Origin of the sequence: Reella acinonychis, assembly GCF_052384575.1 — a bacterium.
Lineage (GTDB): Bacteria > Pseudomonadota > Gammaproteobacteria > Enterobacterales > Pasteurellaceae > JBQSUQ01.
The window spans coordinates 131410-154551 of sequence record NZ_JBQSUQ010000004.1 but is presented as its reverse complement, the minus strand read 5'-3'; the positions used below and the strand labels follow the sequence as shown (position 1 = coordinate 154551).

The following is a 23142-nucleotide window of genomic DNA, read 5'->3' as shown; positions in this document are numbered from 1 at the left end:
TTTATTCCTTATAACACGCCTGCCAATTGAAAAAATTGACGATAAGCTGCCGCTTTTTTCTCTAAACTTAAAGGATAAGCCCTTGAACTAGAGGGGACTCGATATAATTTTAACGTTCGATCCGCAAAAGGAAAATCAATAAATTCATTCGTTTTAGGTTCTTTTAATTTCTCTGGTGTTAAATGAAACAAAGCTTCCGTTGCTTTACCACCTGTTGTAAAAATCCATTCACATTCAGGAACCTGTTCTAATACCCAAGCTAAATCGATTGGCTCAACAATTTTCAAAAATTTATCCGAAGCATTGCCTTGCTCTCGAATAGCTTTCCATACTGCTGGGCAAGAAGCTATCGCTTTATCATATAAAAAAGCCCTTATCCTTTCCGCATCAAAACGCTTTTCACCTTCAACTTGAAAATATTGCTTGTCATTAAAAAACACCAAACCATAAATACGCCACATATCATTTTGGAAATTAGGATAATAAAAATTCATACTCCATTTATCTGGCGGTGGCGGAAAAGTCCCCATCATCATGACTTTCGCTTTTCGAGGCAAAATCGGCTCAAAAGGATGAATTTCAATGTCTGTCATCATTACCTCATATCAATTTTGCAAGGTTTCAAAAATGGTTTCCGCCAGCGTTTTAGAAATCCCTGGCACAGACTCGATTTCATCAAGGCTCGCATTTTTCACCCCTTGCATACCACCTAAATATTTCAATAATGCTTGGCGGCGTTTTGCTCCTACGCCTGCTATAGTTTCTAACCCACTTTGCGTGAAGGCTTTTTGGCGTTTCTTGCGATGTCCTGTAATGGCATGGTTATGGCTTTCATCACGAATATATTGAATTAAATGCAATGCTAAATCATCAGGATCCAAATGAATTTCTTTGCCTTGTTTGCTCAAAATTAAGGTTTCCTGCCCCGCTCGTCGATCCACACCTTTTGCTACACCAATTAAGTGCGGTCTATTTTTATCCCATTTTACTTGAAGCTGTTCAAAAACCTGTAATGCTCGATTAAGTTGCCCTTTACCACCATCAATAAAAATAACATCAGGCACTTTATCTTCTTCTAAATCTCGGTCATAGCGTTTCTTCAATGCCATTTCCATTGCAGCATAATCATCCCCACCAGTAATCCCCTCAATATTAAAGCGACGATAATCCGATTTCATTGCCCCATCTTGATTAAAAACAACGCAAGAAGCAATGGTTTGTTCTCCCATGGTATGACTAATATCAAAACATTCCATCCGTCGAATTTCGTCAATCTGTAATAAATTCTGCAAGGCTTGATAACGTTCGCTGATTAAACTACTTTCTTTGAGTTTTAGATTTAATGCTGCTTTGGCATTCATTTGCGCCAACTGCACATATTTGCTTTTCTGCCCTTTTACGTTATCTTGGATAGCCACTTTTCGCCCTGCTTGTTCAGATAACAAAGTAGCTAACTCATGTTTTTCTTCAATTTTATTGTCTATCACAATACTATTCGGAACAGTTCTTCCTTGATGAGCTTGTAAATAGAACTGACCGACAAAAGTAGTGATCAATTCTGTCAAATCCGTATTTGCTGGCACCTTAGGGAAATAGCTACGATTACCTAAAATCTTGCCTTGTCGAATAAATAACACTTGAACACAAGCTATGCCCGATTGATAAGCGATCGCGATAATATCCATATCATCCAATCCTTCATTGCTCACAAATTGCTTTTCAATAACGGAACGCACAGATTGGATTTGATCTCGAAAGCGAGCGGCATTTTCAAAATCAAGCTCTACGCTCGCCTGCTCCATTTTTTTGATTAAATGATCCAAAACTTGCTGATCTTTGCCCTGTAGAAATAAACGCGCATATTCCACTTGCTGCTCATAATCCTCATCACTCACAATGCCAGAGACACAAGGAGCCAAGCAACGTCCAATTTGATATTGTAAACAAGGGCGAGAACGATTTTTATACACTGAATTTTCACATTGACGAATGGGAAACAGTTTTTGTAACAAAGAAAGAGTTTCTCGCACCGCACTTGCATGGGGATAAGGCCCAAAATATTCGCCTTTAATTTTTTTGGCACCACGATAAGCAGTGATACGAGGATGTCGTTCTTGAGTTAATAGAATATAAGGATAGGATTTATCATCTCGTAATAAGACGTTATAACGAGGTTGATAGGTTTTAATGTAATTATGTTCTAATAATAAGGCTTCTGTTTCTGAACTGGTTATCGTGGTTTCAATTCGTTCAATTGCTGCCACTAAGGCTTCTGTTTTTTTACTACTTAATGTTGTACGAAAATAGCTCGATAAACGTTTTTTCAGATCTTTTGCTTTGCCAACATAAATCACTGTATCGCTTTTATCGAACATTCGATAAACACCAGGGTGATGAGGCACATTTTTTAAGAAGGGTTTATAATCGAACATAGTATTCACTAAATAAAGAAAACCCTTGTCTATTCACAAGGGTTTATCAGGCTTGCTCTCCGAGTAATTATGCCAAATTGATGAATTGATTTCAACTTAGGCAATTAGTGATATGTTCTACCAATATCAAAAGTTAATGTCGCGTAATGTTTCTCTACTTGGCATTGTGCAGGATCTTTAAACGGCACTTCATAAGTCACTTGTGCTTTCCAAAAACCTTGACGTAATGGAATAATATTTACTGTGCCATCGTCTGCAGTCACATCTGAGAATGCTTGTGCTTCAACTTTATGAGTTTTACTGTGATCTGCTGTATCAAAGCCATCAAAGGTTGCAGTTAAAGTCACATTTGGTAATGGCTCACCACGATAAAGTACTTTTACTTTAAATAAATCACTAACATTAATATTGGCTGGATTATCTAATGGTACGATTTCTAATTGGTGACCAATTGGCTTACTAATGACATCTTTACCCGCACTTTCATGGCCTACATTCACAATATTTTTGCCATACATTGAGGTCAATTCACAGTAAGTTGGTTTATCCATATTTTTCATATCAGCCTGTTTCCAACCCTCTGCATTTTTAGACCAAAATGTTGGTTTATATTCACCGGCTAAAATATAGCTTCCTTCTTTTACTGGCTGTGCAGTTTCAAAATGATAGTTTTTATCGCTTTTTTGCACCAATTTTTGTTTGCCATCAGCACCAAATAAAGTCACACCACGCTCAAAAAAATGTAAGCGTTTTTCTGGAATTTGCTCTAAATGAGGAAATTCTCCATAGCCTAAATCTGCTTTTAAAATCTCATTTTCATGAGTATGATCAGCTTGCATCCACACACGATGTGCTTGCACCGAAGCTGCTACAGAACATAATAATGTTGCTAAAAAAGCCTTTTTCATAAAATCTCCACTTATTTTTTAATATAAAACAAGATAAATATTAAAAGATAATTTATAACTTGTAAAGGGAAATATAATCATTGATTTTACTCAATAAAGCGCGGTTAATTTTTCACAAATAAAAAAGAAGCTATTGCTCCTTTTTTATTCATTACGAAAAACTAAGCCAAAATAGACCGCACTTTTTCCAAATCTTCTGGTGTATCAACGCCTACAGCTGGTACTTCTTTTGCGAGTTCCACATGGATTTTTTCACCATTCCACAGCACACGCAATTGTTCGAGGCTTTCTATTTGTTCTAACGCTGTTGGTTGCCATTGCACATATTGTCGAATAAAGCCTGCGCGATAAGCATAAATGCCAATATGGCGGAAATAATTATCTTCTAATGGAAGTTCATTCAAATTCAGTTGATTTAAATTGGCGAATTTATCGCGATTCCAAGGAATAACCGCTCTGGAGAAATACAACACATAGCCTGATTTATCAGTAATCACTTTCACCGCATTAGGGTTAAATAATTCTTCTGCACTCTCAAATTTCACTGATAAGCTTGCCATATTGACTTGATATTTAGCTAAATTTTCTGCCACTTGGCTGACGATTACTGGCGGAATTAATGGCTCATCACCTTGAATATTTACAATGATTTCATCCGATGGAATCGCCAGCTTTTCGACCACTTCAGCTAAACGTTCCGTTCCTGAATTATGCGTTGGAGAAGTCATACAAACTTCGCCACCAAAAGCCACTACTGTATCACGTACCTTTTCATTATCCGTCGCTACAATCACACGATTAGCCCCTGATAACTTGGCCTTTTCCCATACATGTTGAATCATAGGTTTGCCTGCGATATCTGCCAAGGGTTTGCCTGGTAAACGAGTGGAAGAAAAACGAGCGGGAATAATTACAGTAAACTGAGTCATATTGTTATCCTTGAGTTTTTTCAACTATTTTATCTAAAAGCGCGGTCAATTTCTGCCCAGAAATTTTTGCTTCTACTGGAACAAACCACCAATTATCTTGCGCAAATTTAGCACATTTTACCGCATCTTTTTCTGTCATTAATAATGGCTTGCTGCCTTCAAATTCTTGGAATAAATCCATACTGAATTTTTGATGATCTTGAAAAGCTTTTGCTTGAATAATATGGATGTTTAAGGCTTGTAACATATCAAAGAAACGCTGCGGATGACCGATTCCTGCGATAGCTGCAACTTGATTAAATTCTGACAACAATCGTTTTTCTTGCGTCACTAAGTTAACCGCATATTCTGGCACAAGCTGCATAACCGCGTGGGTATATTGGTTCTCACCACCATTGCCAATAACGAAATCCACTTCATCTAATCGGCTTGCTAATTCCCGTAACGGACCCGCTGGTAACATAAATCCATTGCCTAAACCGCGTTTGGCGTCCATCACCACAATTTCCATATCTCGTTGTAATTTATAATGTTGCAAGCCATCATCACTAATAATCAGATCACAATCAAAATGCTGTAACAGTAATTCAATTGCCTGTTGGCGATTCGGCGAAATACAAACAGGAACACCCGTCCGTTTGGCTATTAATACAGGTTCATCGCCCCCCAGAATAGGATCAGTTTTTCCATCGACTAATAATGGATAGGTTGTAGATTGACTACCATAACCTCGTGAAATAACACCGCACTTTATGCCTTTTTGTTGCAATTGCTGCACTAACCAAATGGTGACTGGCGTTTTGCCATTTCCACCCACAGATAAATTGCCTACAACAATAACAGGAACAGGGGCTTTATAGGATTTAAGTATGCCAGATTGAAATAAAAAACGACGTAACTTACTGATAATAAAGAAAATCAGTGAAAAGGGTAAAAGTAAGTAAGAAATGAAGGAGTGAGAATACCAAAATTTCATTATTGCTCCATGGGCGAGTTTTAACCTCGCCCTATATTAGCGGCTATTTAGCCTGAAAATTGCATTGAATGTAATTGCTTATAAGCACCATTTTGCGCTAACAATGCTTGATGACTTCCTCGCTCTTTAATTTCACCATGTTCAATGACAATTATTTCATCGGCTTTTTCAATTGTGGACAAACGATGTGCAATCACTAAAACGGTTCGATCTTTTTGAAGCTCATCTAAAGCAGCTTGAATTGCGCGTTCTGATTCGGTATCTAACGCAGAAGTGGCTTCATCCAAAATGAGAACCGGCGAGTTGCGCAACAATGCACGAGCAATGGCTAAACGTTGACGTTGACCGCCAGATAAACTCGCCCCATTTTCGCCAATTACTGTATCAAATCCATTGTCGAGCTTTTCAATAAATTCCAACGCATGAGCCGCACGAGCTGCTTCAATAATTTGTTCGCGACTGTATTTATCTGTTGCAGCATAAGCAATATTATTGGCAACGGTATCATTAAATAAATGCACTTGTTGCGATACAACCGAGCATTGTTGACGCAAATTCGCTAAGCGATAATCTTGGATGTTAACACCATCAAGTAAAATTTCGCCTTGATTGATATCATAAAAACGAGTTAATAAATTAGCAATTGTGGATTTGCCTGAACCTGAACGCCCCACCAATGCCACCGTTTTACCAGCTGGAATATCAAAAGAAAGGTGATTTAACGCGAGTTCATCTTTGCCTTGATAAGCAAAAGCGACATTATTGAACTGAACATCACCTTTCACACGCTCTGCTTCATAAGTGCCATGATCTTTTTCTTCTTCTAAATCCAAAAACTCAAATAGGGTTTGGCAAGCCGCCATTCCACGCTGGAATTGTGAATTGACATTGGTTAATGATTTTAGCGGACGCATCATCGCCATCATGGAAGAAAACACCACAGTAAAAGAACCTGCGGTCAAATTTTCACTCATGACATCAGGAAAAGTTGCCACATAAAGCACCGCAGAAAGAGCCAAAGAGGCAATGAGTTGAACTAAACCATCTGAAATACCGTCAGCAGAAACAATTTTCATGCCTTTACGACGCATATCATTACTCACTTCGTTAAAGCGCGCTTCTTCGACTTTTTGCCCACCAAAAGACAATACGACTTTATGCCCTTTTAACATTTGTTCGGTGGTAATGGTCAAGGCGCCCATACTGTCTTGAATATTACGGCTAAGTTGGCGGAATTTTTTCGATACAAATCCAATTAACACGCCGATAACAGGTGCAACCACAAATAACACGACGGAGAGTTGCCAACTGGTGTAGATCATAACCACAAATAATGAAATTAAATAGACACCTTCACGAACAATTGTGACCAAGGCACTAGAAGAGGAACTCGCCACCATTTCTGTATCGTAGGTGACACGAGATAATAAACGTCCTGTTGGATGTTGATCGAAGTAAGGCACTGGCATAAACATTAAATGTTTAAATAAGCGACGACGTAAATTCATCACGACTTTGCCTGACACCCAAGCTAAACAATAAGTAGAAACATAATTGGTCAGACCGCGGAATAATATAAACACCACAATCAACAAAGACATCAGCTTTAAGAAAGCATGATCTGCTTGTCCAAAGCCTTGATCTAAAAGCGGTTTTAATAAATAAATCAACCCTGAATCAATGAGTGCATTTAATACCAAAGTGATTGCTGCGGCGAGCAATCCTGCTTTGAAAGGTGCAATTTCAGGCCATAAACGTTTGAAGGTTTTAAATACAGAAATATCTTTTTCTTTCATAATCTGATCTGTAGTTATAAATTGTACGCATTGTACAATTATTTGCGCAATTAGCCAAATTAAACCCCATTAATCCCTTTGTGTTTGCCCTATTATTTGTTGATACCATGGACTCAAGCTATTACGTGCTGTTTTAATTTTTATATCATCTTGCGTAATTTGCAGCGAAACTTGCCCAGAAACTGCGCTATTATACACCGCACTTTTTGCCTGCTTAAGCCGTTGCAACACGACTGAATGTGGAAATTGCCAAGGGTTCCAACGACTGGTTGAAATTAATGAAATTTGAGGATCAATTCGCTTTATCAACGCTTGGCTTGTGGAAGTTTTACTGCCATGATGCCCCACTTGCAAAATATCAATTTCCCCTAATTGCTCACCAAATCGGGCAAGAATTTGCTGTTCGACTATGGTATCCGCATCGCCCAATAATAAAAGACGATGTTTCTGATCAGAAATCAATAATACACAGGAATCTGCATTTCTTGCTTTTTCAACTACATGTGTTGGTGAAAGCGCTTCAATCTTCAACCCTTGCCATTGCCAAATTTGATCTTTTTGGCAAAAAGTGCGGTGTTTTTCTTGATAGTTTTGTTGAGAAGCGCTAATTAACATCGCATTTGGATAGGCTTGCAGAATTTTCCTCGCACCACCAGAATGGTCGTTGTCATCATGGCTCACCACAACATAATCTAAATCAATCCCCTCTCGGCGCAAATAAGGCAAAATTTCCACCTCCGCCATAGAAGAATTGCCCCAACTCGCGCCTGTATCATATAAAATTCCCCGTTGATTTTTGACAATTAAGACAGATAAACCTTGCCCTACATCCAACATTTCCACTCGCCAATCAGGTTGTAAACACATTGTTGTTGCGATTTTCACCAACAAAATGCTGCATAATATCGCCATCCCATTTCGTAGCCAATAAAATGGCTTAGCTTGATAACAAACCAAAATAAGCCACAACAGACAACATGCGCAGATAATAAACGTAATAAACATGATTTGTAGATTAGATAAATAGATCCAACCTTGCTGAAAATAAATGAGTAATGAGGTTATTTTTTCTGCAATAAAATTCGCAAATTGCCAACTTTCAAATGCGCCCTGCATCAAAATAGAAAGCAACACGATAGGTACTAAAACAAAGCTAAATAAAGGCACAATTAATAAATTGGCGAATAAAGATTGCCAAGAAAAAGCGCCAAATAGTGCAACTTGAATGGGGGCAAAAAAGAGAAATAAACCGCATTGCAAATGAAACAAAGCAAAAATCCACCGCACTTTAGCGGGTAATACTTTGCCTTGCCAACTGAATACAGAAAAAGGCACAAGTTGATACCATAGTAACAGGCTGCCAACAGCACCGACAGATAAATAAAAACTCGTGGATAAAATCATCATGGGATCGCAACATAACAACAAAGCAGTACCCGCAAAAAACAATTGCCAAAGATGATGATATCCCCTATTCAACCGAAATAAAGACAATAAACAGAGTGCGACAATGGCTCTGAAGGTAGGGACAGCAAAACCTGCCAATTGAGCATAAATGATAGCGCATAATAATCCTGCCAAAATAGGAAATGTCGGTGTAATCCAATGGGTTGGCAAAAAATACTGCCCTATTCGCCCAAGCCAAAATCCTATCGCCATGGCTAAACCAATATGTAAGCCCGAAATCGCCATCAAATGTGCAGTATTACTATTTTGGTAAAGTTGTTTCGTTTCTTCCTCTAACCAGGCACGCTCGCCAAATCCCAATGCTAGCAATAATCCTTGTTGTTTTAGACCTTGCGTTTTTTTTAAAACGGATTCAAACAATTTTTCTCGCCAAGAAAAATCTTGCGATATTTTCACCGCACTTTTTATCCTTGCTGTTGCAGTAATACCTTGCGACAAATACCACGCTTGTCGATCAAAACCACCTTGATTTAATCTGGAAGAAATGGGGCGAATATGCAAATTCCCTTGCCAAACCTCGCCCATTTTAGGCATTTCCTTTACTTGCCAATTGGTATATAAACGTTGAGGAGAATTCGAATCAGGCTGTTTTAATTCAATGATTAAGGTTTGATAATCTTTTTGCTGCTGGATTTTTAAAATTTTGAAATTTGCTTTGAGGTGATAAGGCGTAAAGTTCGCCTGTGCTAATAACGATAAAGCATGAAAATGGAAATAACCTAATGTAAGAGAAAATAAACATAAAAAATGAACAACTTTTTTTATTCTCGTCCACTTGTTAAAACAATAAGAACAAGCGCCAAATAACAATGCAGATGCTAATGCTTGCCACCAATAGAGCAAATAAGTTTCGGGCAAATAATACAATGAAATAGCAGACAGAATTAGGCTATAAACCAGCCAATCAATGTTAATCAAATTTTGAATATGATTAATAAAAATTCGCCCAAACCAAAACTTTGCCATTTTCCACCGCACTTTTGATAACTATCTTGGGTAAATTAATGATAGAAAATCGGTCACTGCAAATTTAGTCCACGTTTTTTGGAACTAAGATCACAAAATAAGTAAAGAAAATGTAAAATTATACGATTTCATTTGCTTATTGTTTCAACTTCTGATATTTATACGCCTTCAAAATTTCCCCCCTAATTTATTAGGGCATTTTTTTATCCTGTTTGATGTGAATGGAACAAAACACAAGCAAGCATAATATGAATTGGAGAACAAAATGACGACCACAAATAAATCCTCGTTAAGCCTTTTAGCGTTAGCAGGTGTTTCGCCATATCAGGAACAAGAAGGCGAAGAATACATGAACGAAAATCAAATCGCTCATTTCCGTAAAATCCTGCAAGCTTGGCACGATCAAATTGTGGATGAAGCAAGTCGCACTGTTGCTTATATGCAAGATGAAGCGGCAAATTTCCCCGATCCAGCAGATCGTGCGACGCAGGAAGAAGAATTTAGCCTTGAATTACGTGCGCGTGATCGTGAACGTAAATTAATGAAAAAAATCGAAAATACATTAAAGAAATTGGATACCGAAGACTTCGGTTATTGTGATTCTTGTGGAGTGGAAATTGGTATTCGCCGTTTAGAAGCGCGTCCAACTGCGGATCTTTGTATTGATTGCAAAACCTTAGCGGAAGTACGTGAAAAACAAATGGGTTTCTAATTTCCCCTAAACAATAATCAAGTAAATAATAAAGTTGGGCGCATTTTTAAATGCGTCCCTTGTTTTATTTGTGGAGTTTATTATTTTAAACTATATAAAAAAGCTGTTTAATCAAAAGCACCAACAGCCTCAATCTCAACAAGCTGAAAGAACAGCGCCTAATCTTAATCGCGTTGTCAAACAGTCACAACCTATTAAAAACTCAGAACAGGTTTCTAACCAGCATAAGCAAGCAATCAAAGCAAACTTGGTTGGCATTAATCCTCGTCAATTTAGTAAAAATGCCCTTTATATTGTAGAGAAACTGCAACGTAATGGTTATGAGGCCTATATTGTTGGGGGATGTTTGCGTGATCTTTTACTGGGTAAGCAACCAAAAGATTTTGATGTTGCCACCAATGCGCGTCCAGAGCAAATTCAAGCATTATTTCAGCGTCAATGTCGTTTAGTTGGACGACGCTTTAGATTAGCGCATATTATGTTTGGTCGCGATATTATTGAAGTTGCGACTTTCCGAGCAGGCCATCAAAATAGTTTGTCCGAAGGTCAAGCGAAGAAAAATGAAGATGGTATGTTATTGAGAGATAATGTGTACGGTAATTTAGAGCAAGATGCAGAACGCAGAGACTTCACTGTCAATGCCCTATATTACAATCCTAAAAACAACACCTTATTAGACTATTATCAGGGCATTGAAGATCTCAAAGCAGGTAAATTACGTTTAATCGGCGATCCTGTTGTTCGTTATCAAGAAGATCCTGTTCGTATGCTACGCGCAATTCGCTTTATGGCGAAACTTGATATGTTCTTGGATAAAGCCAGTGAAACGCCAATTAGAGAACTCGCGCCTCTACTCAAAAATATTCCACCAGCTCGTTTATTTGATGAAAGCTTAAAACTCTTGCAAACTGGTGTGGGGGAAAAAAACTATCAATTACTATGTCAGTATGGTTTATTTGAACAACTTTTCCCAGCGCTAATGCCCTATTTCACTGAAAAAGGCGATAGCTTTGCAGAACGTATGATTGTGCAAGCGCTCAGATCCACTGATGAACGCATTGCAGATAATCTACGTATTAATCCTGCTTTCTTATTTGCTGCATTTTTTTGGTATCCATTACGTGAAAAAGTGGAAATTCTCAAAAATGAAGGTGGATTGAATAACCATGATGCCCATGCTTTAGCGGGCAATGAAATTATGGACCTACTTTGCACCACACTTGCAGCACCTCGTCGCCATACGGGGGTGATTCGTGATATTTGGTTTTTACAATTACAATTGATGAAACGTGTTGGTAAAGCACCAGAAAAAACCATGGCACATACGAAATTCCGCGCAGCCTATGATTTACTGGCAATGCGTGCTGAAATTGAAGGTGGCGAAGCTATCGAGTTAGCAAAATGGTGGCATGAATATCAGTTCAGCACTCAAGAACAGCGAAATTCTTTAGTAAAAGAACAAACTAAAAATGCGCCAAAAAGCAAAAAACGCTATTACCGACCTCGTAAGAAAAAAAGCAGTCATTAAGGAAAACAAATGGCAACGGCATATATCGCATTAGGTAGCAATTTAGCACAACCTATTGAGCAATTAAATTCAGCCATAAAAGCATTAGCGGCATTACCCAATACTCAGGTCGTGGCAACCAGTTCCTTCTATCAAAGTAAACCGCTCGGCCCACAGGATCAACCTGATTATGTGAATGCAGTTGTTGAATTAAATACCGAATTAACACCAATTGATTTATTGGATAGTTTGCAACACATTGAAAATGCTCAAGGACGCGTACGCTTACGTCGTTGGGGTGAACGCACCTTAGATTTAGATATATTGCTTTATGATCAACTTATTATGCAAACGGAACGCTTAACTATTCCTCATTATGATATGCATAACAGAGAATTTGTTATTGTACCTTTGTATGAAATAGCGCCAACTCTTGTAATACCTAGTCTGGGTGATATTAGAAATATGTTCAAATATTTTGAAAATCACCAAATGATTATTTGTAATTTATAAAAGAAAATGGTATATTGCATCCATCTTAAGCGTCCCTAATGCTTTTGATACTTCACTTAGTTATGATTCCAAAGTTAAGTGAAAATTTTATTCATAATATCCTAAACCTACTAATGAAAATGCAACCCTCGGGTTGCATTTTTTTTTAAGCATTATAAAACTTCGCAAAAATGCACCGCACTTTATTGCTAAAAAAGAGTTTATTCTATAAAAAAAGGGATAAATCTGATAAAATCACCGCATTTTATGCAATAACATTAAATAAAACATGGCATTAATTAGTTTAACCAACGGTTATCTTTCCTTTAGCGATCATCCCTTATTAGATCACACAGAATTACATATTGAACCCAATGAACGCGTCTGTTTAGTGGGGCGTAACGGCGCAGGTAAATCCACATTACTCAAAATTTTATCTGGAGAAATGCCTTTAGATGATGGCAAGTTGCAATTCAGCCAAGATTTAGTGATTTCTCGTTTAGAGCAAGATCCGCCTCGTAATGCTAAAGGCAATGTGTTTGACTATGTGGCAGAAGGAATTGGTCACTTAGCAGATTTATTAAAAAAATATCATCATATTTCTACTCAACTAGAAAATGATTATTCTGATAGCCTACTTAACCAATTATCACAAGTTCAAAGCCAACTTGAGCATGCTAACGGCTGGCAATTTGAAAATAAAATCAAAGAAGTTTTAATTAAATTAGAACTCAATCCCAACACATTATTATCCGACTTATCTGGTGGTTGGCAACGCAAAGCCGCATTAGCGCGCGCTTTGGTATGCAATCCGGATATTTTACTCTTAGATGAACCAACCAACCATTTAGATGTTGATGCGATTGAATGGCTAGAAGATTTTTTACTCAACTTTACGGGTAGCATTGTCTTTATTTCGCACGACCGCTCATTTATTCGTAAAATGGCAACGCGCATTGTTGATTTAGATCGCGGTCAGCTTGTTTCTTATTCAGGAAATTACGATACCTATCTCAGCACCAAAGAAGAAAACCTACGTGTTGAAGCGTTACAAAATGAATTATTTGATAAAAAACTGGCACAAGAAGAAGTTTGGATTCGTCAAGGTATCAAAGCCCGTCGTACTAGAAATGAAGGTCGCGTAAGAGCCCTAAAAGCCTTACGAGAAGAACGCCGCCAACGCCGAGAAGTGATGGGGACTGCCAAGTTACAGCTGGATAATTCAAGTCGTTCAGGCAAAATTGTATTCGAAATGGAAAATGCCAGCTATGAAATAGAGGGTAAAAAATTATTAACGAATTTTAGCACAACCATTCTGCGTGGCGACAAAATTGCTTTAGTCGGTCCAAATGGTTGTGGCAAAACCACTTTTATCAAATTATTGCTTGATCAATTACAAGCCACTTCTGGATCAATTCGTTGTGGTACAAAATTAGAGATTGCCTATTTTGATCAATATCGCATTGATTTAGATCCCGAAAAAACCGTCATGGATAATGTAGCGGATGGTAAACAAGATATTGAAGTAAATGGTGTTAAACGCCATGTTCTAGGCTACTTACAAGATTTCTTATTTCCACCGAAACGTGCAATGACCCCAGTTAAAGCTCTATCTGGTGGCGAACGAAATCGTTTATTATTGGCAAAATTGTTGCTCAAACCCAACAATCTATTGATTTTGGATGAACCAACGAATGATCTTGATATTGAAACCCTTGAATTATTAGAAGAAATTTTATCTGATTATCAAGGTACCTTAATTGTTGTTAGCCACGACCGTCAATTTATCGATAATATCGCCACAGAATGTTATATTTTTGAAGGAAATGGCGTACTAAATAAATATGTTGGCGGATTTTTTGATGCGAAACAGCAACAAGCCAATGTATTTGCACAAAAAGCTGCGCTAGAACAAGAAAAACAGAAAAAAGCCTCGTCGAATGCTGAAAGTGCGGTAAAAAATCCGCAAGTTTCTACACCTAACAAAAATAAAACGGTAAAACTCTCATATAAAGAACAACGAGAACTTGAACAGCTACCACAATTATTGGAAGAATTAGAGCAAAAAATCACCGCACTTCAAACCGAAATGAGTGATCCTGCCTTTTTCCAACAACCTCACGACTATACGGCAAAACAATTGCAAACCCTTGCAGATACAGAAGCAGAGCTTGAAGCTGCCTTTTTGCGTTGGGAAGAATTAGAAGAAAAGAAAAACATTAATAGTTGAGAAATAACCATTATGTCAACCAATTATTCCGCACAGGAAATTACTGTATTAAAAGATCTTGAGCCTGTACAAACCCGTCCAGGCATGTACACAGATACGACTCGTCCAAACCACTTGGGACAAGAGGTTATTGATAACAGTGTCGATGAAGCCTTAGCTGGATACGCTAGTAAAATCGAAGTCATTTTACACAAAGATCAATCTCTTGAAGTCATTGATAATGGTCGAGGCATGCCAGTGGATATTCATCCGGTGGAAAAAGTGTCTGGTATAGAAGTCATTATGACCAAGTTACATGCAGGCGGGAAATTCTCAAATAAAAATTATGCTTTTTCCGGTGGTTTACATGGCGTAGGTATTTCTGTAGTTAATGCTCTTTCTGAACGCGTTGATGTCACTGTAAAACGTGATGGCAATGTACATCATATCGCCTTTGAAAATGGTAAAAAAGTCAAAGAATTAGAAGTTATTGGTTCTTGTGGTCGCCGCACAACAGGTACCACTGTACATTTCAAGCCGAATGCAAAATATTTTGATAGTGATAAATTTTCTGTCAGCCGTTTACGCCATTTATTGCGTGCAAAAGCCGTCCTTTGTTCAGGCTTAGAAATTAAATTTATTGATAAAATCAATGGCACCGAAGATATTTGGTTATATCAAGATGGCTTAGCTGATTATTTAAGTGAAGCAGTAAATGGTTTCGCAACCTTGCCAGAAAAACCTTTTGTCGGACAATTTAGCGGCAATACGGAGGCGGTTGACTGGGCATTATTATGGCTACCAGAAGGTGGTGAATTATTAGGTGAAAGCTATGTAAACCTCATCCCTACCATTCAAGGCGGTACCCACGTCAATGGATTAAGACAAGGCTTACTGGATGCAATGCGTGAATTTTGTGAATTTCATAATCTATTGCCTCGCAATGTTAAACTTACTGCAGATGATCTTTGGGATCGTTGCGCCTACGTTCTTTCTTTTAAAATGCAAGATCCACAATTTGCAGGCCAAACCAAAGAGCGCTTGTCTTCACGTCAAAGTGCGGTCTTTATTAGCGGCGTTTTAAAAGACGCGTTTAGCTTGTGGCTCAATCAACATATTGAACAAGCGAAATTATTAGCTGAAATGGCGATTAATTCCGCACAACGTCGTCTCAATGCAGCGAAAAAAGTCGTGCGTAAGAAATTAGTGAGCGGTCCTGCACTTCCTGGTAAATTAGCTGATTGTAGCTCACAAGATTTAGACAAAACAGAATTGTTTTTAGTGGAAGGCGATTCCGCTGGCGGTTCTGCCAAACAAGCACGCAATCGCGAATACCAAGCAATTCTGCCTTTGCGTGGTAAAATTCTAAACACTTGGGAAGAATCATCAGATCGCGTACTTGCTTCTGAAGAAGCCCACAATATTGCAGTTGCTTTAGGTATTGATCCCAATAGCGATGACTTAAGCCAGCTCCGCTACGGGAAAGTTTGTATTCTTGCCGATGCGGATAGTGATGGTTTACATATTGCCACACTACTCTGCGCATTATTTTTGCGACACTTCCCTAAATTAGTCCAAAATGGACATGTTTATGTAGCAATGCCACCACTCTATCGTATTGATTTAGGAAAAGAAATTTATTACGCCTTAGATGAAAGTGAAAAAGAAGCTGTTTTAGATCGTTTAAAACATAAACGTGGTACAGCAAATGTTCAACGCTTCAAAGGGTTAGGTGAAATGAATCCAAGCCAGTTGCGAGAAACCACCATGGATCCAAATACTCGTCGTTTAGTGCAACTTACTTATGAAACACCAGAAGAAAGTGCGGTGGAAAATGAAGAAGAAAATGCGACTTTTGAACTCATGGATATGTTATTAAACAAAAAACGAGCAGAAGATCGTAAAAATTGGTTACAAACAAATGGTGATTTAGTTGAACTCTCCGTTTAACTTGTTATATCTCATCCAACATTATTTTAAATTCAATAAACAAACAGAAAAATGAGTACAATTAACTACGAAGGCATTGAACAAATGCCGATTGGCACCTTTAGTGAAAAGGCTTACCTCAACTATTCCATGTATGTAATTATGGATCGTGCGTTGCCTTTTATTGGCGATGGTTTGAAACCCGTACAGCGACGTATCATTTATGCTATGTCCGAACTGGGACTCAATGCAGCAGCAAAATACAAAAAATCTGCGCGCACAGTGGGGGATGTGTTAGGTAAATTTCATCCTCATGGCGATTCTGCTTGCTATGAAGCTATGGTATTAATGGCACAACCTTTCTCTTATCGCTATCCGTTGGTCGATGGTCAAGGTAACTGGGGCGATCCGGACAATCCAAAATCCTTTGCAGCTATGCGTTATACGGAATCTCGCTTATCCAAAATTGCCGAGATTTTGTTAAGTGAATTAGGGCAAGGAACGGTGGATTATCAACCTAACTTTGACGGCACAATCGAAGAGCCGCAATATCTGCCTGCTCGCCTACCGCATATCTTATTAAATAGCACCACTGGGATTGCTGTTGGTATGGCAACGGACATTCCACCTCATAATATTAATGAAATCGCCGATGCAGCAGTGATGTTGTTAGATAATCCACAAGCCAGCTTGGACGATATTCTAACTGTTGTGCAAGGTCCTGATTATCCAACAGAAGCCGAGATTATTACGCCAAAAGCGGATATTCGTAAAATTTATGAACAAGGTCGCGGCTCAATCAAAATGCGCGCGATTTGGAAAAAAGAAGATGGCGAAATTATTATTAGCGCTGTTCCTCATCAGGCTTCACCAAGCAAAATTATGACACAAATCGCAGATCAAATGACTGCGAAAAAATTGCCAATGGTAGAAGATGTCCGAGATGAAGCCGATCAAGATAATCCAGTTCGCTTAGTGATTGTGCCTCGTTCAAATCGTGTTGATGTGGATGCCTTAATGGCACATTTATTTGCCACCACCGATTTAGAAAAAAGCTATCGTGTAAATATGAATATGATCGGGCTTGATCATAAACCCGCTGTAAAAAACTTATTGCAAATTCTCAATGAATGGTTGCAATTCCGTCGCACAACAGTGACACGACGCCTGAATTACCGTTTAGATAAGGTATTATCTCGCTTACATATTTTAGCTGGCTTAATGATTGCTTTTCTGAATATTGATGAAGTCATCGACATTATTCGCAATGAGGATGAACCGAAAGCAGTATTAATGGCTCGTTTTAATCTGAGTGATGAACAAGCTGAAGCTATTTTAAATTTACGTTTACGCCATCTCGCAAAATTAGAAGAACATGAATTACAAGCAGAACAAGCTAAATTAGAAGAAGAACGTCAAACACTAGAAGCTTTACTCAATTCTGAACGACGTTTAAATACGCTAATAAAAAAAGAAATCCAGCAAGATGCTAAAACCTATGCAAGCCCAAGACGATCACCATTAGTGGAACGTGCAGAAGCCAAAGCCATTTCTGAAACAGAAATGCTGCCAGCAGAACCTGTTACCGTTATTCTGTCTAAAATGGGTTGGGTTCGCTGCGCCAAAGGTCATGATATTGATGTGCAAGGTTTAAGCTATAAAGCTGGCGATAGCTACAAAGCACATGCTTATGGGAAAAGTAATCAAGCAGTCGTCTTTATTGACAGCACAGGACGAAGCTATGCCTTAGAGCCATTAAGTCTGCCTTCTGCTCGTTCACAAGGCGAACCATTAACCGGCAAACTGAACTTACCAGCTGGCGCCACTATTGAACATGTATTAATGGAAAATGAAGATCAAAGCTTGCTGATGGCATCCGATGCTGGCTATGGTTTTATTTGTAAATTTGAAGATTTAATCTCTCGCAATAAAGCGGGTAAAGCCTTGATAAGCTTGCCAGATAATGCACAGGTACTACCGCCTAAAACTATCCAAAATTCCACCGCGCTTTTGGTCGCATTAACACAAGCTGGGCGTATGCTCATGTTCCCTGTGCAAGATTTGCCAAGTTTAAGCAAAGGGAAAGGCAATAAGATCATCAATATTTCAGCTACAGAAGCCAAAGCACGCACTGATTATATCGTTAACTTATTCTTGATAAACGAAAATGCACATTTGGTCTTCCATTCAGGAAAACGTAAAATCACCTTAAAAACCGATGAACTGCAAAAATTCCGCGCAGAACGAGGTCGTAAAGGTTCTTCTCTACCACGCGGTTTACATAGTGGTGTGAAAATTGAAATTGTGGAATAAATGAAATAAAAGCTAGGAATAACACCTAGCTTTTTTATTACCCATAATTTTATTAGGAAAATCACAGAATATGCATTTTTCACGTTCCCAAATGTCCGAATATATTTTAAAATAACGCATATTCTTTATTCATTTCTCGTTTTATGAAACTAAATCTACCAATCTTTCTTACGCTGTTCCGAGTGGTATTAATTCCATTCTTTATTATTGCTTTTTATCTGCCTGTCAGTTGGTCGCCTTTTGCTGCCACCGCGATTTTTTTTATCGCTTCTGTAACAGATTGGTTTGATGGCTATTTAGCTAGAAAATTAAAACAAACCACTCCTTTTGGCGCATTTTTAGATCCCGTTGCAGATAAAGTGATTGTGGCTGTCGCCCTCGTGCTTGTGGTGGAATATTATCACGCTTTTTGGATCACCATTCCTGCTATTATTATGATCGCACGCGAAATTATTATTTCTGCCTTGCGTGAATGGATGGCGGAATTGGGCAGCCGCACAAAAGTCGCAGTTTCTTGGGTTGGTAAGGTAAAAACAACTGCGCAAATGTTTGCTCTTGGTGGACTTTTATGGCGTTATAACAGTTTAATGGAAACAGCTGCGATTATCCTACTCTACATAGCAGCAATTTTAACGATTTGGTCAATGATGCAATATTTAAAAGCCGCCAAAGGTCCATTATTGGATGAAACTTTGTAAAAAAACACCGCACTTTGCTTACAAAGCTAGCAAATCGACTTATTTTTAAACGCTTAACTTTTTTTATTAAAATAATATTTGACTAACGTTATTAAATCCGTAAAATGCACATCCGTTGACAGCGTTGCTGTAAACAATGCGGGAATAGCTCAGTTGGTAGAGCACGACCTTGCCAAGGTCGGGGTCGCGAGTTCGAGCCTCGTTTCCCGCTCCATTTTAAATGCGTTGTGCCCGAGTGGCGGAATCGGTAGACGCAAGGGATTTAAAATCCCTCGCCTTTCGAGGCGTGCCAGTTCAAGTCTGGCCTCGGGCACCATTTAAAACACATAATCAAATCAATAAGATAGTCGCTTTAAGCGGCTTTTTTATGTCTAAAACAATTAGCAATACATCTTCCACTCTTGAGCATTTCTTTACATTTTTTTACAATAAAGCACTTTTCATTTGGGTTTATATCATTTAAAATCCATCCGCTGTACTAAATTTAACCTATGTAGTTTAGATCTACACAAAGTAGATTATTTTTTATTGAGGATAAACAATAAAATATTTAGTAAAAACAACATTAGCTGTTGCGGTTTCGGCTTTCTTAGTCGCTTGCCAAACACCAACAAAACATCGTGATGATTGTGATGACTACCGTTTTAAAAACACAGAAGAATATAAGCACAGACATGGTGGCGAATGTGTGAGCGATTGGTATAAAAATGATCAAGATAGTTCTACAGGATTATTAGGAGTGAATATCAATACCACCCCTACTAATACACCAAATACAGATATAGGAAATGGAAATACTACGACCACTCCAACTGAAAACCAAGTTACTACCGTAGGTGGTAATGATGGAGGTAATAATCCTACAAATACTCCAACAGAAAGTCAAGGCACTACTACCGAAGTAAGTGGTAATGATGGGGCTAGTAACACCCCAACTGAAAACCAAGGCACGACTACCGAAGATGGTGGTAATGATGGGGGCGGCAGTGCTACAGGAGGCGCTACAGGGGGAGATATTGCGACACAACCTGGTACTGAACAACCTGGCACTGAACAACCTGGCACTGAACAACCTGGCACTGAACAACCTGGCACTGAACAACCTGGCACTGAACAACCTGGCACTGAACAACCTGGCACTGAACAACCTGGCACTGAACAACCTGGCACAGGAGGAAATACGGCAGGAGAACCTTGCGGTGCATGTGGTGGTTCAGGAGATCAGCAGGTAGGGGAAGATGATGAAGAACCACCTGCAGTTGAGAATCCAGATAGATAGCCATAACTAAAATCAACAACGGATTAATTGCTTGATGAAAAACGAACTTCTCAAAAGAAGTTCGTTTTTTATTGGTTATTAAATAAATGACAATATAAAGCCCTACGATAATGCAAATGAAAAATTAGACGGGGTATTTAAAAGTACTAAAAAGCCGTAAATTGCCCCATTTTCAAATGGAAACTTACGGCTTAAAAATTTGATGGCGGAGGAAGTGAGATTCGAACTCACGGAGGGCGTAAACCCTCGCCGGTTTTCAAGACCGGTGCCTTCAACCACTCGACCATTCCTCCGGATAAGTGCGGTTAAATATAATATAGTTTTTATATTGAGTAAACTAGATTCTCACTATTTACAATTGGAAGACGATATTTCGCCCAAGTTGCTTATTATAAATACAAATTAGTTAAAAATACTTTGACTTTCCATTAATTTAACATATATTTAACCATAATGTTTTCATTTAAATAGAAGGAAAAACTATGCAACAATCTCGTATTGTTTTCGACTCTCGTGAACATTCGACTTCACTACTGCAAACCCATAAAGTATTACGTAATACTTATTTCTTATTGGGTTTAACCTTAGCGTTCTCTGCTATTGTGGCTTATATTTCAATGTCATTGAACTTGCCGCGTCCAAATATTATTGTGATGTTAGTGGGTTTCTATGGCTTACTCTTTTTAACAAATGCATTAGCTAATAGTGCAGCAGGTATTTTAGCGGTATTCGCTTTTACAGGATTTTTAGGTTATACCGTTGGTCCAATTCTTAATCTATATGTTGGTGCAGGCTTAAGTGATACTGTTGTGTTGGCATTAGGCGGAACAGCTGCGGTATTCTTCGCTTGTTCAGCTTATGTATTAACCACTAAAAAGGATATGTCTTTCCTTTCTGGTATGCTATTCGCACTGTTTATCGTGTTATTAGTGGGTATGATCGCAAACATCTTCTTAAACATGCCAGCAATTCACATCGCAATGAGCGCATTATTTGTGATCTTCTCTGCAGCAGGTATTCTATTTGAAACCAGCAATATTATTCACAATGGTGAAACCAACTATATTCGTGCAACAGTCAGCTTGTTTGTATCTATCTACAACTTATTTATTAGCTTGTTGAATATCCTTGGTTTATTCCGTGGTGATGACTAAATAGCCCATTCTCTGTAAAGAACGCCCCTAATGGGGCGTTTTTTGTTATACTTGTCCCACATTCAATTTAGAAAAATTTACCTATGCTTGAAATTAATAATGTGGTTATCGAAACCGACGCTTTTGGCTATCTTCTAGATTCAAATCAATGGAATGAAGAAATTGCTTTGGCTATTGCAGAACAAGAGAATATCCATTTAACAGAAGCGCATTGGGAAGTCATTTACTTCGTTCGTCAATTCTACAAAGAATATAATACTTCGCCAGCAATTAGAATGTTAGTGAAAGCAATGGCAGAGAAACTCGATGCAGATAAAGGAAATAGCCGATATTTGCAACGATTATTCCCTGATGGCCCCGCAAAACAGGCTACAAAACTCGCAGGATTACCCAAACCTGCAAAATGCTTGTAAATAATAATAATTATCACTTGACAACTAATGATATTTGACTTACTATTTATATGGTTTTATTGACTATTAAGGAAAGTCTATGAAAAAATCACTCTATCTTATTTTATTTTCATTATTAAGTTTTACAGCGACACCAAGCTATGCTAAATTTAAAGTCGTCACAACTTTTACTATTATTCAAGACATTGCTCAAAATGTGGCTGGCGATGCGGCTGAAGTCCATTCCATTACCAAACCTGGTGCGGAAATTCATGAATATCAGCCAACACCACAGGATTTAGTAAAAGCGCAATCTGCCGATCTTATTTTATGGAATGGACTAAATCTTGAACTTTGGTTTGAAAAATTCTTCCAAAGTATGAAGAATGTACCTTCTGTAACAGTGAGTGAAGGTATTACCCCTATTTCGATTTATGAAGGCGAATATAAAGGTAAACCAAATCCTCACGCTTGGATGTCAACATCTAATGCATTAATTTATATTGAGAATATCAAAAATGCTTTTATTAAATATGATCCAAGCAATGCAGAAACTTACACAAAAAATGCCGCAGTTTATGCTGAAAAAATCAAAGCATTAGATGCACCATTACGTGAAAAATTAAATCAGTTACCAGAAAATAAACGTTGGTTAGTAACAAGTGAAGGTGCATTCAGCTACCTAGCAAAAGATTATAACCTCAATGAACTTTATTTATGGGCAGTGAACGCTGAACAACAAGGTACACCTAAACAAGTGAAAAAAGTCATTGATGCGGTTAAAAAGAATAAAATTCCTGTGGTATTTAGTGAAAGCACCATTTCTCCAAAACCAATGATGCAAGTAGCGAAAGAAACAGGTACAAAATACGGTGGCGTACTTTATGTTGACTCATTATCGACACAAGACGGCCCAGTTCCAACCTACATTGATTTATTAAATACAACTGTTTCTACTGTTGTAAAAGGATTTGAACAATAAC

General features: G+C 38.2%; 18 protein-coding genes and 3 tRNA genes. 13 read left to right on the top strand and 8 right to left on the bottom strand.

Annotation, left to right across the window (positions count from 1 at the left end; translation table 11 throughout):
- Positions 1-8: 8 nt before the first annotated feature.
- The 7 genes from ACT2CV_RS02205 to ACT2CV_RS02175 all read right to left on the bottom strand — a co-directional run bounded on the left by ACT2CV_RS02205 (position 9) and on the right by ACT2CV_RS02175 (position 9474).
- Entirely contained in the window at positions 9-596 is a 588-nt protein-coding gene (locus ACT2CV_RS02205) for a DNA glycosylase (protein WP_464972650.1), read from the bottom strand.
- 9 nt (positions 597-605) lie between these two features.
- Positions 606-2432, bottom strand: a complete 1827-nt coding sequence (uvrC, locus tag ACT2CV_RS02200; protein ID WP_464972651.1) for an excinuclease ABC subunit UvrC — start codon at positions 2430-2432, stop codon at positions 606-608.
- A 104-nt stretch (positions 2433-2536) separates the two neighbouring features.
- Positions 2537-3340 carry a DUF4198 domain-containing protein gene (locus ACT2CV_RS02195; RefSeq protein WP_464972652.1) on the bottom strand — a complete coding sequence of 268 codons (804 nt, stop codon included), beginning with the start codon at positions 3338-3340 and terminating at the stop codon, positions 2537-2539.
- Between the two features lie 161 nt (positions 3341-3501).
- Positions 3502-4269 carry a 3-deoxy-manno-octulosonate cytidylyltransferase gene (kdsB, locus tag ACT2CV_RS02190; RefSeq protein ID WP_464972653.1) on the bottom strand — a complete coding sequence of 256 codons (768 nt, stop codon included), beginning with the start codon at positions 4267-4269 and terminating at the stop codon, positions 3502-3504.
- Between the two features lie 4 nt (positions 4270-4273).
- On the bottom strand, positions 4274-5245 hold the full coding sequence (gene lpxK / locus ACT2CV_RS02185; protein ID WP_464972654.1) for a tetraacyldisaccharide 4'-kinase: 972 nt from the start codon (positions 5243-5245) through the stop codon (positions 4274-4276).
- Between the two features lie 47 nt (positions 5246-5292).
- On the bottom strand, positions 5293-7041 hold the full coding sequence (msbA, locus tag ACT2CV_RS02180) for a lipid A ABC transporter ATP-binding protein/permease MsbA (protein ID WP_464972655.1): 1749 nt from the start codon (positions 7039-7041) through the stop codon (positions 5293-5295).
- 69 nt (positions 7042-7110) lie between these two features.
- Positions 7111-9474 (bottom strand): DNA internalization-related competence protein ComEC/Rec2, encoded by a 2364-nt coding sequence (locus ACT2CV_RS02175; RefSeq protein ID WP_464972656.1) that lies wholly within the window; start codon positions 9472-9474, stop codon positions 7111-7113.
- 265 nt (positions 9475-9739) lie between these two features.
- Here ACT2CV_RS02175 and dksA point away from each other — a divergent pair, with 265 nt between their 5' ends.
- The 10 genes from dksA (at position 9740) to ACT2CV_RS02125 (ending at position 20613) form a co-directional block, all read left to right on the top strand.
- Positions 9740-10186: an RNA polymerase-binding protein DksA gene (dksA, locus tag ACT2CV_RS02170; RefSeq protein WP_464972657.1), complete on the top strand. Its 447-nt coding sequence runs from the start codon at positions 9740-9742 to the stop codon at positions 10184-10186.
- Between the two features lie 193 nt (positions 10187-10379).
- Positions 10380-11714: a polynucleotide adenylyltransferase PcnB gene (gene pcnB / locus ACT2CV_RS02165; RefSeq protein WP_464974018.1), complete on the top strand. Its 1335-nt coding sequence runs from the start codon at positions 10380-10382 to the stop codon at positions 11712-11714.
- A gap of 9 nt (positions 11715-11723) precedes the next feature.
- Positions 11724-12206, top strand: coding sequence for a 2-amino-4-hydroxy-6-hydroxymethyldihydropteridine diphosphokinase (gene folK, locus ACT2CV_RS02160; protein ID WP_464972658.1), 483 nt, complete (start codon positions 11724-11726; stop codon positions 12204-12206).
- 268 nt (positions 12207-12474) lie between these two features.
- Positions 12475-14415, top strand: coding sequence for an ABC transporter ATP-binding protein (locus ACT2CV_RS02155; protein WP_464972659.1), 1941 nt, complete (start codon positions 12475-12477; stop codon positions 14413-14415).
- Between the two features lie 12 nt (positions 14416-14427).
- Complete coding sequence (gene parE / locus ACT2CV_RS02150; protein ID WP_464972660.1) at positions 14428-16344, top strand: DNA topoisomerase IV subunit B; 1917 nt, start codon at positions 14428-14430, stop codon at positions 16342-16344.
- Between the two features lie 51 nt (positions 16345-16395).
- On the top strand, positions 16396-18636 hold the full coding sequence (gene parC, locus ACT2CV_RS02145; RefSeq protein ID WP_464972661.1) for a DNA topoisomerase IV subunit A: 2241 nt from the start codon (positions 16396-16398) through the stop codon (positions 18634-18636).
- A gap of 143 nt (positions 18637-18779) precedes the next feature.
- Positions 18780-19334 (top strand): CDP-diacylglycerol--glycerol-3-phosphate 3-phosphatidyltransferase, encoded by a 555-nt coding sequence (pgsA, locus tag ACT2CV_RS02140; protein WP_464972662.1) that lies wholly within the window; start codon positions 18780-18782, stop codon positions 19332-19334.
- 138 nt (positions 19335-19472) lie between these two features.
- Positions 19473-19548 (top strand) — tRNA-Gly (locus tag ACT2CV_RS02135).
- Positions 19549-19563: 15 nt separating this feature from the next.
- A tRNA-Leu gene (locus ACT2CV_RS02130) sits at positions 19564-19650 on the top strand.
- 372 nt (positions 19651-20022) lie between these two features.
- Complete coding sequence (locus ACT2CV_RS02125) at positions 20023-20613, top strand: hypothetical protein (RefSeq protein ID WP_464974041.1); 591 nt, start codon at positions 20023-20025, stop codon at positions 20611-20613.
- A 203-nt stretch (positions 20614-20816) separates the two neighbouring features.
- Here the strand turns inward: ACT2CV_RS02125 and ACT2CV_RS02120 are convergent.
- A tRNA-Ser gene (locus tag ACT2CV_RS02120) sits at positions 20817-20906 on the bottom strand.
- 189 nt (positions 20907-21095) lie between these two features.
- Here ACT2CV_RS02120 and ACT2CV_RS02115 point away from each other — a divergent pair.
- From ACT2CV_RS02115 to ACT2CV_RS02105, 3 genes are all read left to right on the top strand, one after another.
- Positions 21096-21767 (top strand): Bax inhibitor-1 family protein, encoded by a 672-nt coding sequence (locus tag ACT2CV_RS02115; protein WP_464972664.1) that lies wholly within the window; start codon positions 21096-21098, stop codon positions 21765-21767.
- An 83-nt stretch (positions 21768-21850) separates the two neighbouring features.
- Complete coding sequence (locus ACT2CV_RS02110) at positions 21851-22180, top strand: TusE/DsrC/DsvC family sulfur relay protein (protein WP_464972665.1); 330 nt, start codon at positions 21851-21853, stop codon at positions 22178-22180.
- A 79-nt stretch (positions 22181-22259) separates the two neighbouring features.
- The gene (locus ACT2CV_RS02105) at positions 22260-23141 is read left to right on the top strand and encodes a metal ABC transporter substrate-binding protein (protein WP_464972666.1); all 882 of its coding nucleotides are present in this window, start codon (positions 22260-22262) and stop codon (positions 23139-23141) included.
- Position 23142 lies beyond the last annotated feature (1 nt).

Bases quoted from the DNA above. Each gene is read 5' to 3' on its own strand.
- ACT2CV_RS02205 (WP_464972650.1), bottom strand. From the start codon at position 596: ATGATGACAGACATTGAAATTCATCCTTTTGAGCCGATTTTGCCTCGA.
- ACT2CV_RS02105 (WP_464972666.1), top strand. From the start codon at position 22,260: ATGAAAAAATCACTCTATCTTATTTTATTTTCATTATTAAGTTTTACA.
- ACT2CV_RS02175 (WP_464972656.1), bottom strand. From the start codon at position 9,474: ATGGCAAAGTTTTGGTTTGGGCGAATTTTTATTAATCATATTCAAAAT.
- uvrC (WP_464972651.1), bottom strand. From the start codon at position 2,432: ATGTTCGATTATAAACCCTTCTTAAAAAATGTGCCTCATCACCCTGGT.
- kdsB (WP_464972653.1), bottom strand. From the start codon at position 4,269: ATGACTCAGTTTACTGTAATTATTCCCGCTCGTTTTTCTTCCACTCGT.
- pgsA (WP_464972662.1), top strand. From the start codon at position 18,780: ATGAAACTAAATCTACCAATCTTTCTTACGCTGTTCCGAGTGGTATTA.
- ACT2CV_RS02195 (WP_464972652.1), bottom strand. From the start codon at position 3,340: ATGAAAAAGGCTTTTTTAGCAACATTATTATGTTCTGTAGCAGCTTCG.
- dksA (WP_464972657.1), top strand. From the start codon at position 9,740: ATGACGACCACAAATAAATCCTCGTTAAGCCTTTTAGCGTTAGCAGGT.
- ACT2CV_RS02115 (WP_464972664.1), top strand. From the start codon at position 21,096: ATGCAACAATCTCGTATTGTTTTCGACTCTCGTGAACATTCGACTTCA.
- msbA (WP_464972655.1), bottom strand. From the start codon at position 7,041: ATGAAAGAAAAAGATATTTCTGTATTTAAAACCTTCAAACGTTTATGG.
- ACT2CV_RS02110 (WP_464972665.1), top strand. From the start codon at position 21,851: ATGCTTGAAATTAATAATGTGGTTATCGAAACCGACGCTTTTGGCTAT.
- parC (WP_464972661.1), top strand. From the start codon at position 16,396: ATGAGTACAATTAACTACGAAGGCATTGAACAAATGCCGATTGGCACC.
- lpxK (WP_464972654.1), bottom strand. From the start codon at position 5,245: ATGAAATTTTGGTATTCTCACTCCTTCATTTCTTACTTACTTTTACCC.
- folK (WP_464972658.1), top strand. From the start codon at position 11,724: ATGGCAACGGCATATATCGCATTAGGTAGCAATTTAGCACAACCTATT.
- ACT2CV_RS02155 (WP_464972659.1), top strand. From the start codon at position 12,475: ATGGCATTAATTAGTTTAACCAACGGTTATCTTTCCTTTAGCGATCAT.
- parE (WP_464972660.1), top strand. From the start codon at position 14,428: ATGTCAACCAATTATTCCGCACAGGAAATTACTGTATTAAAAGATCTT.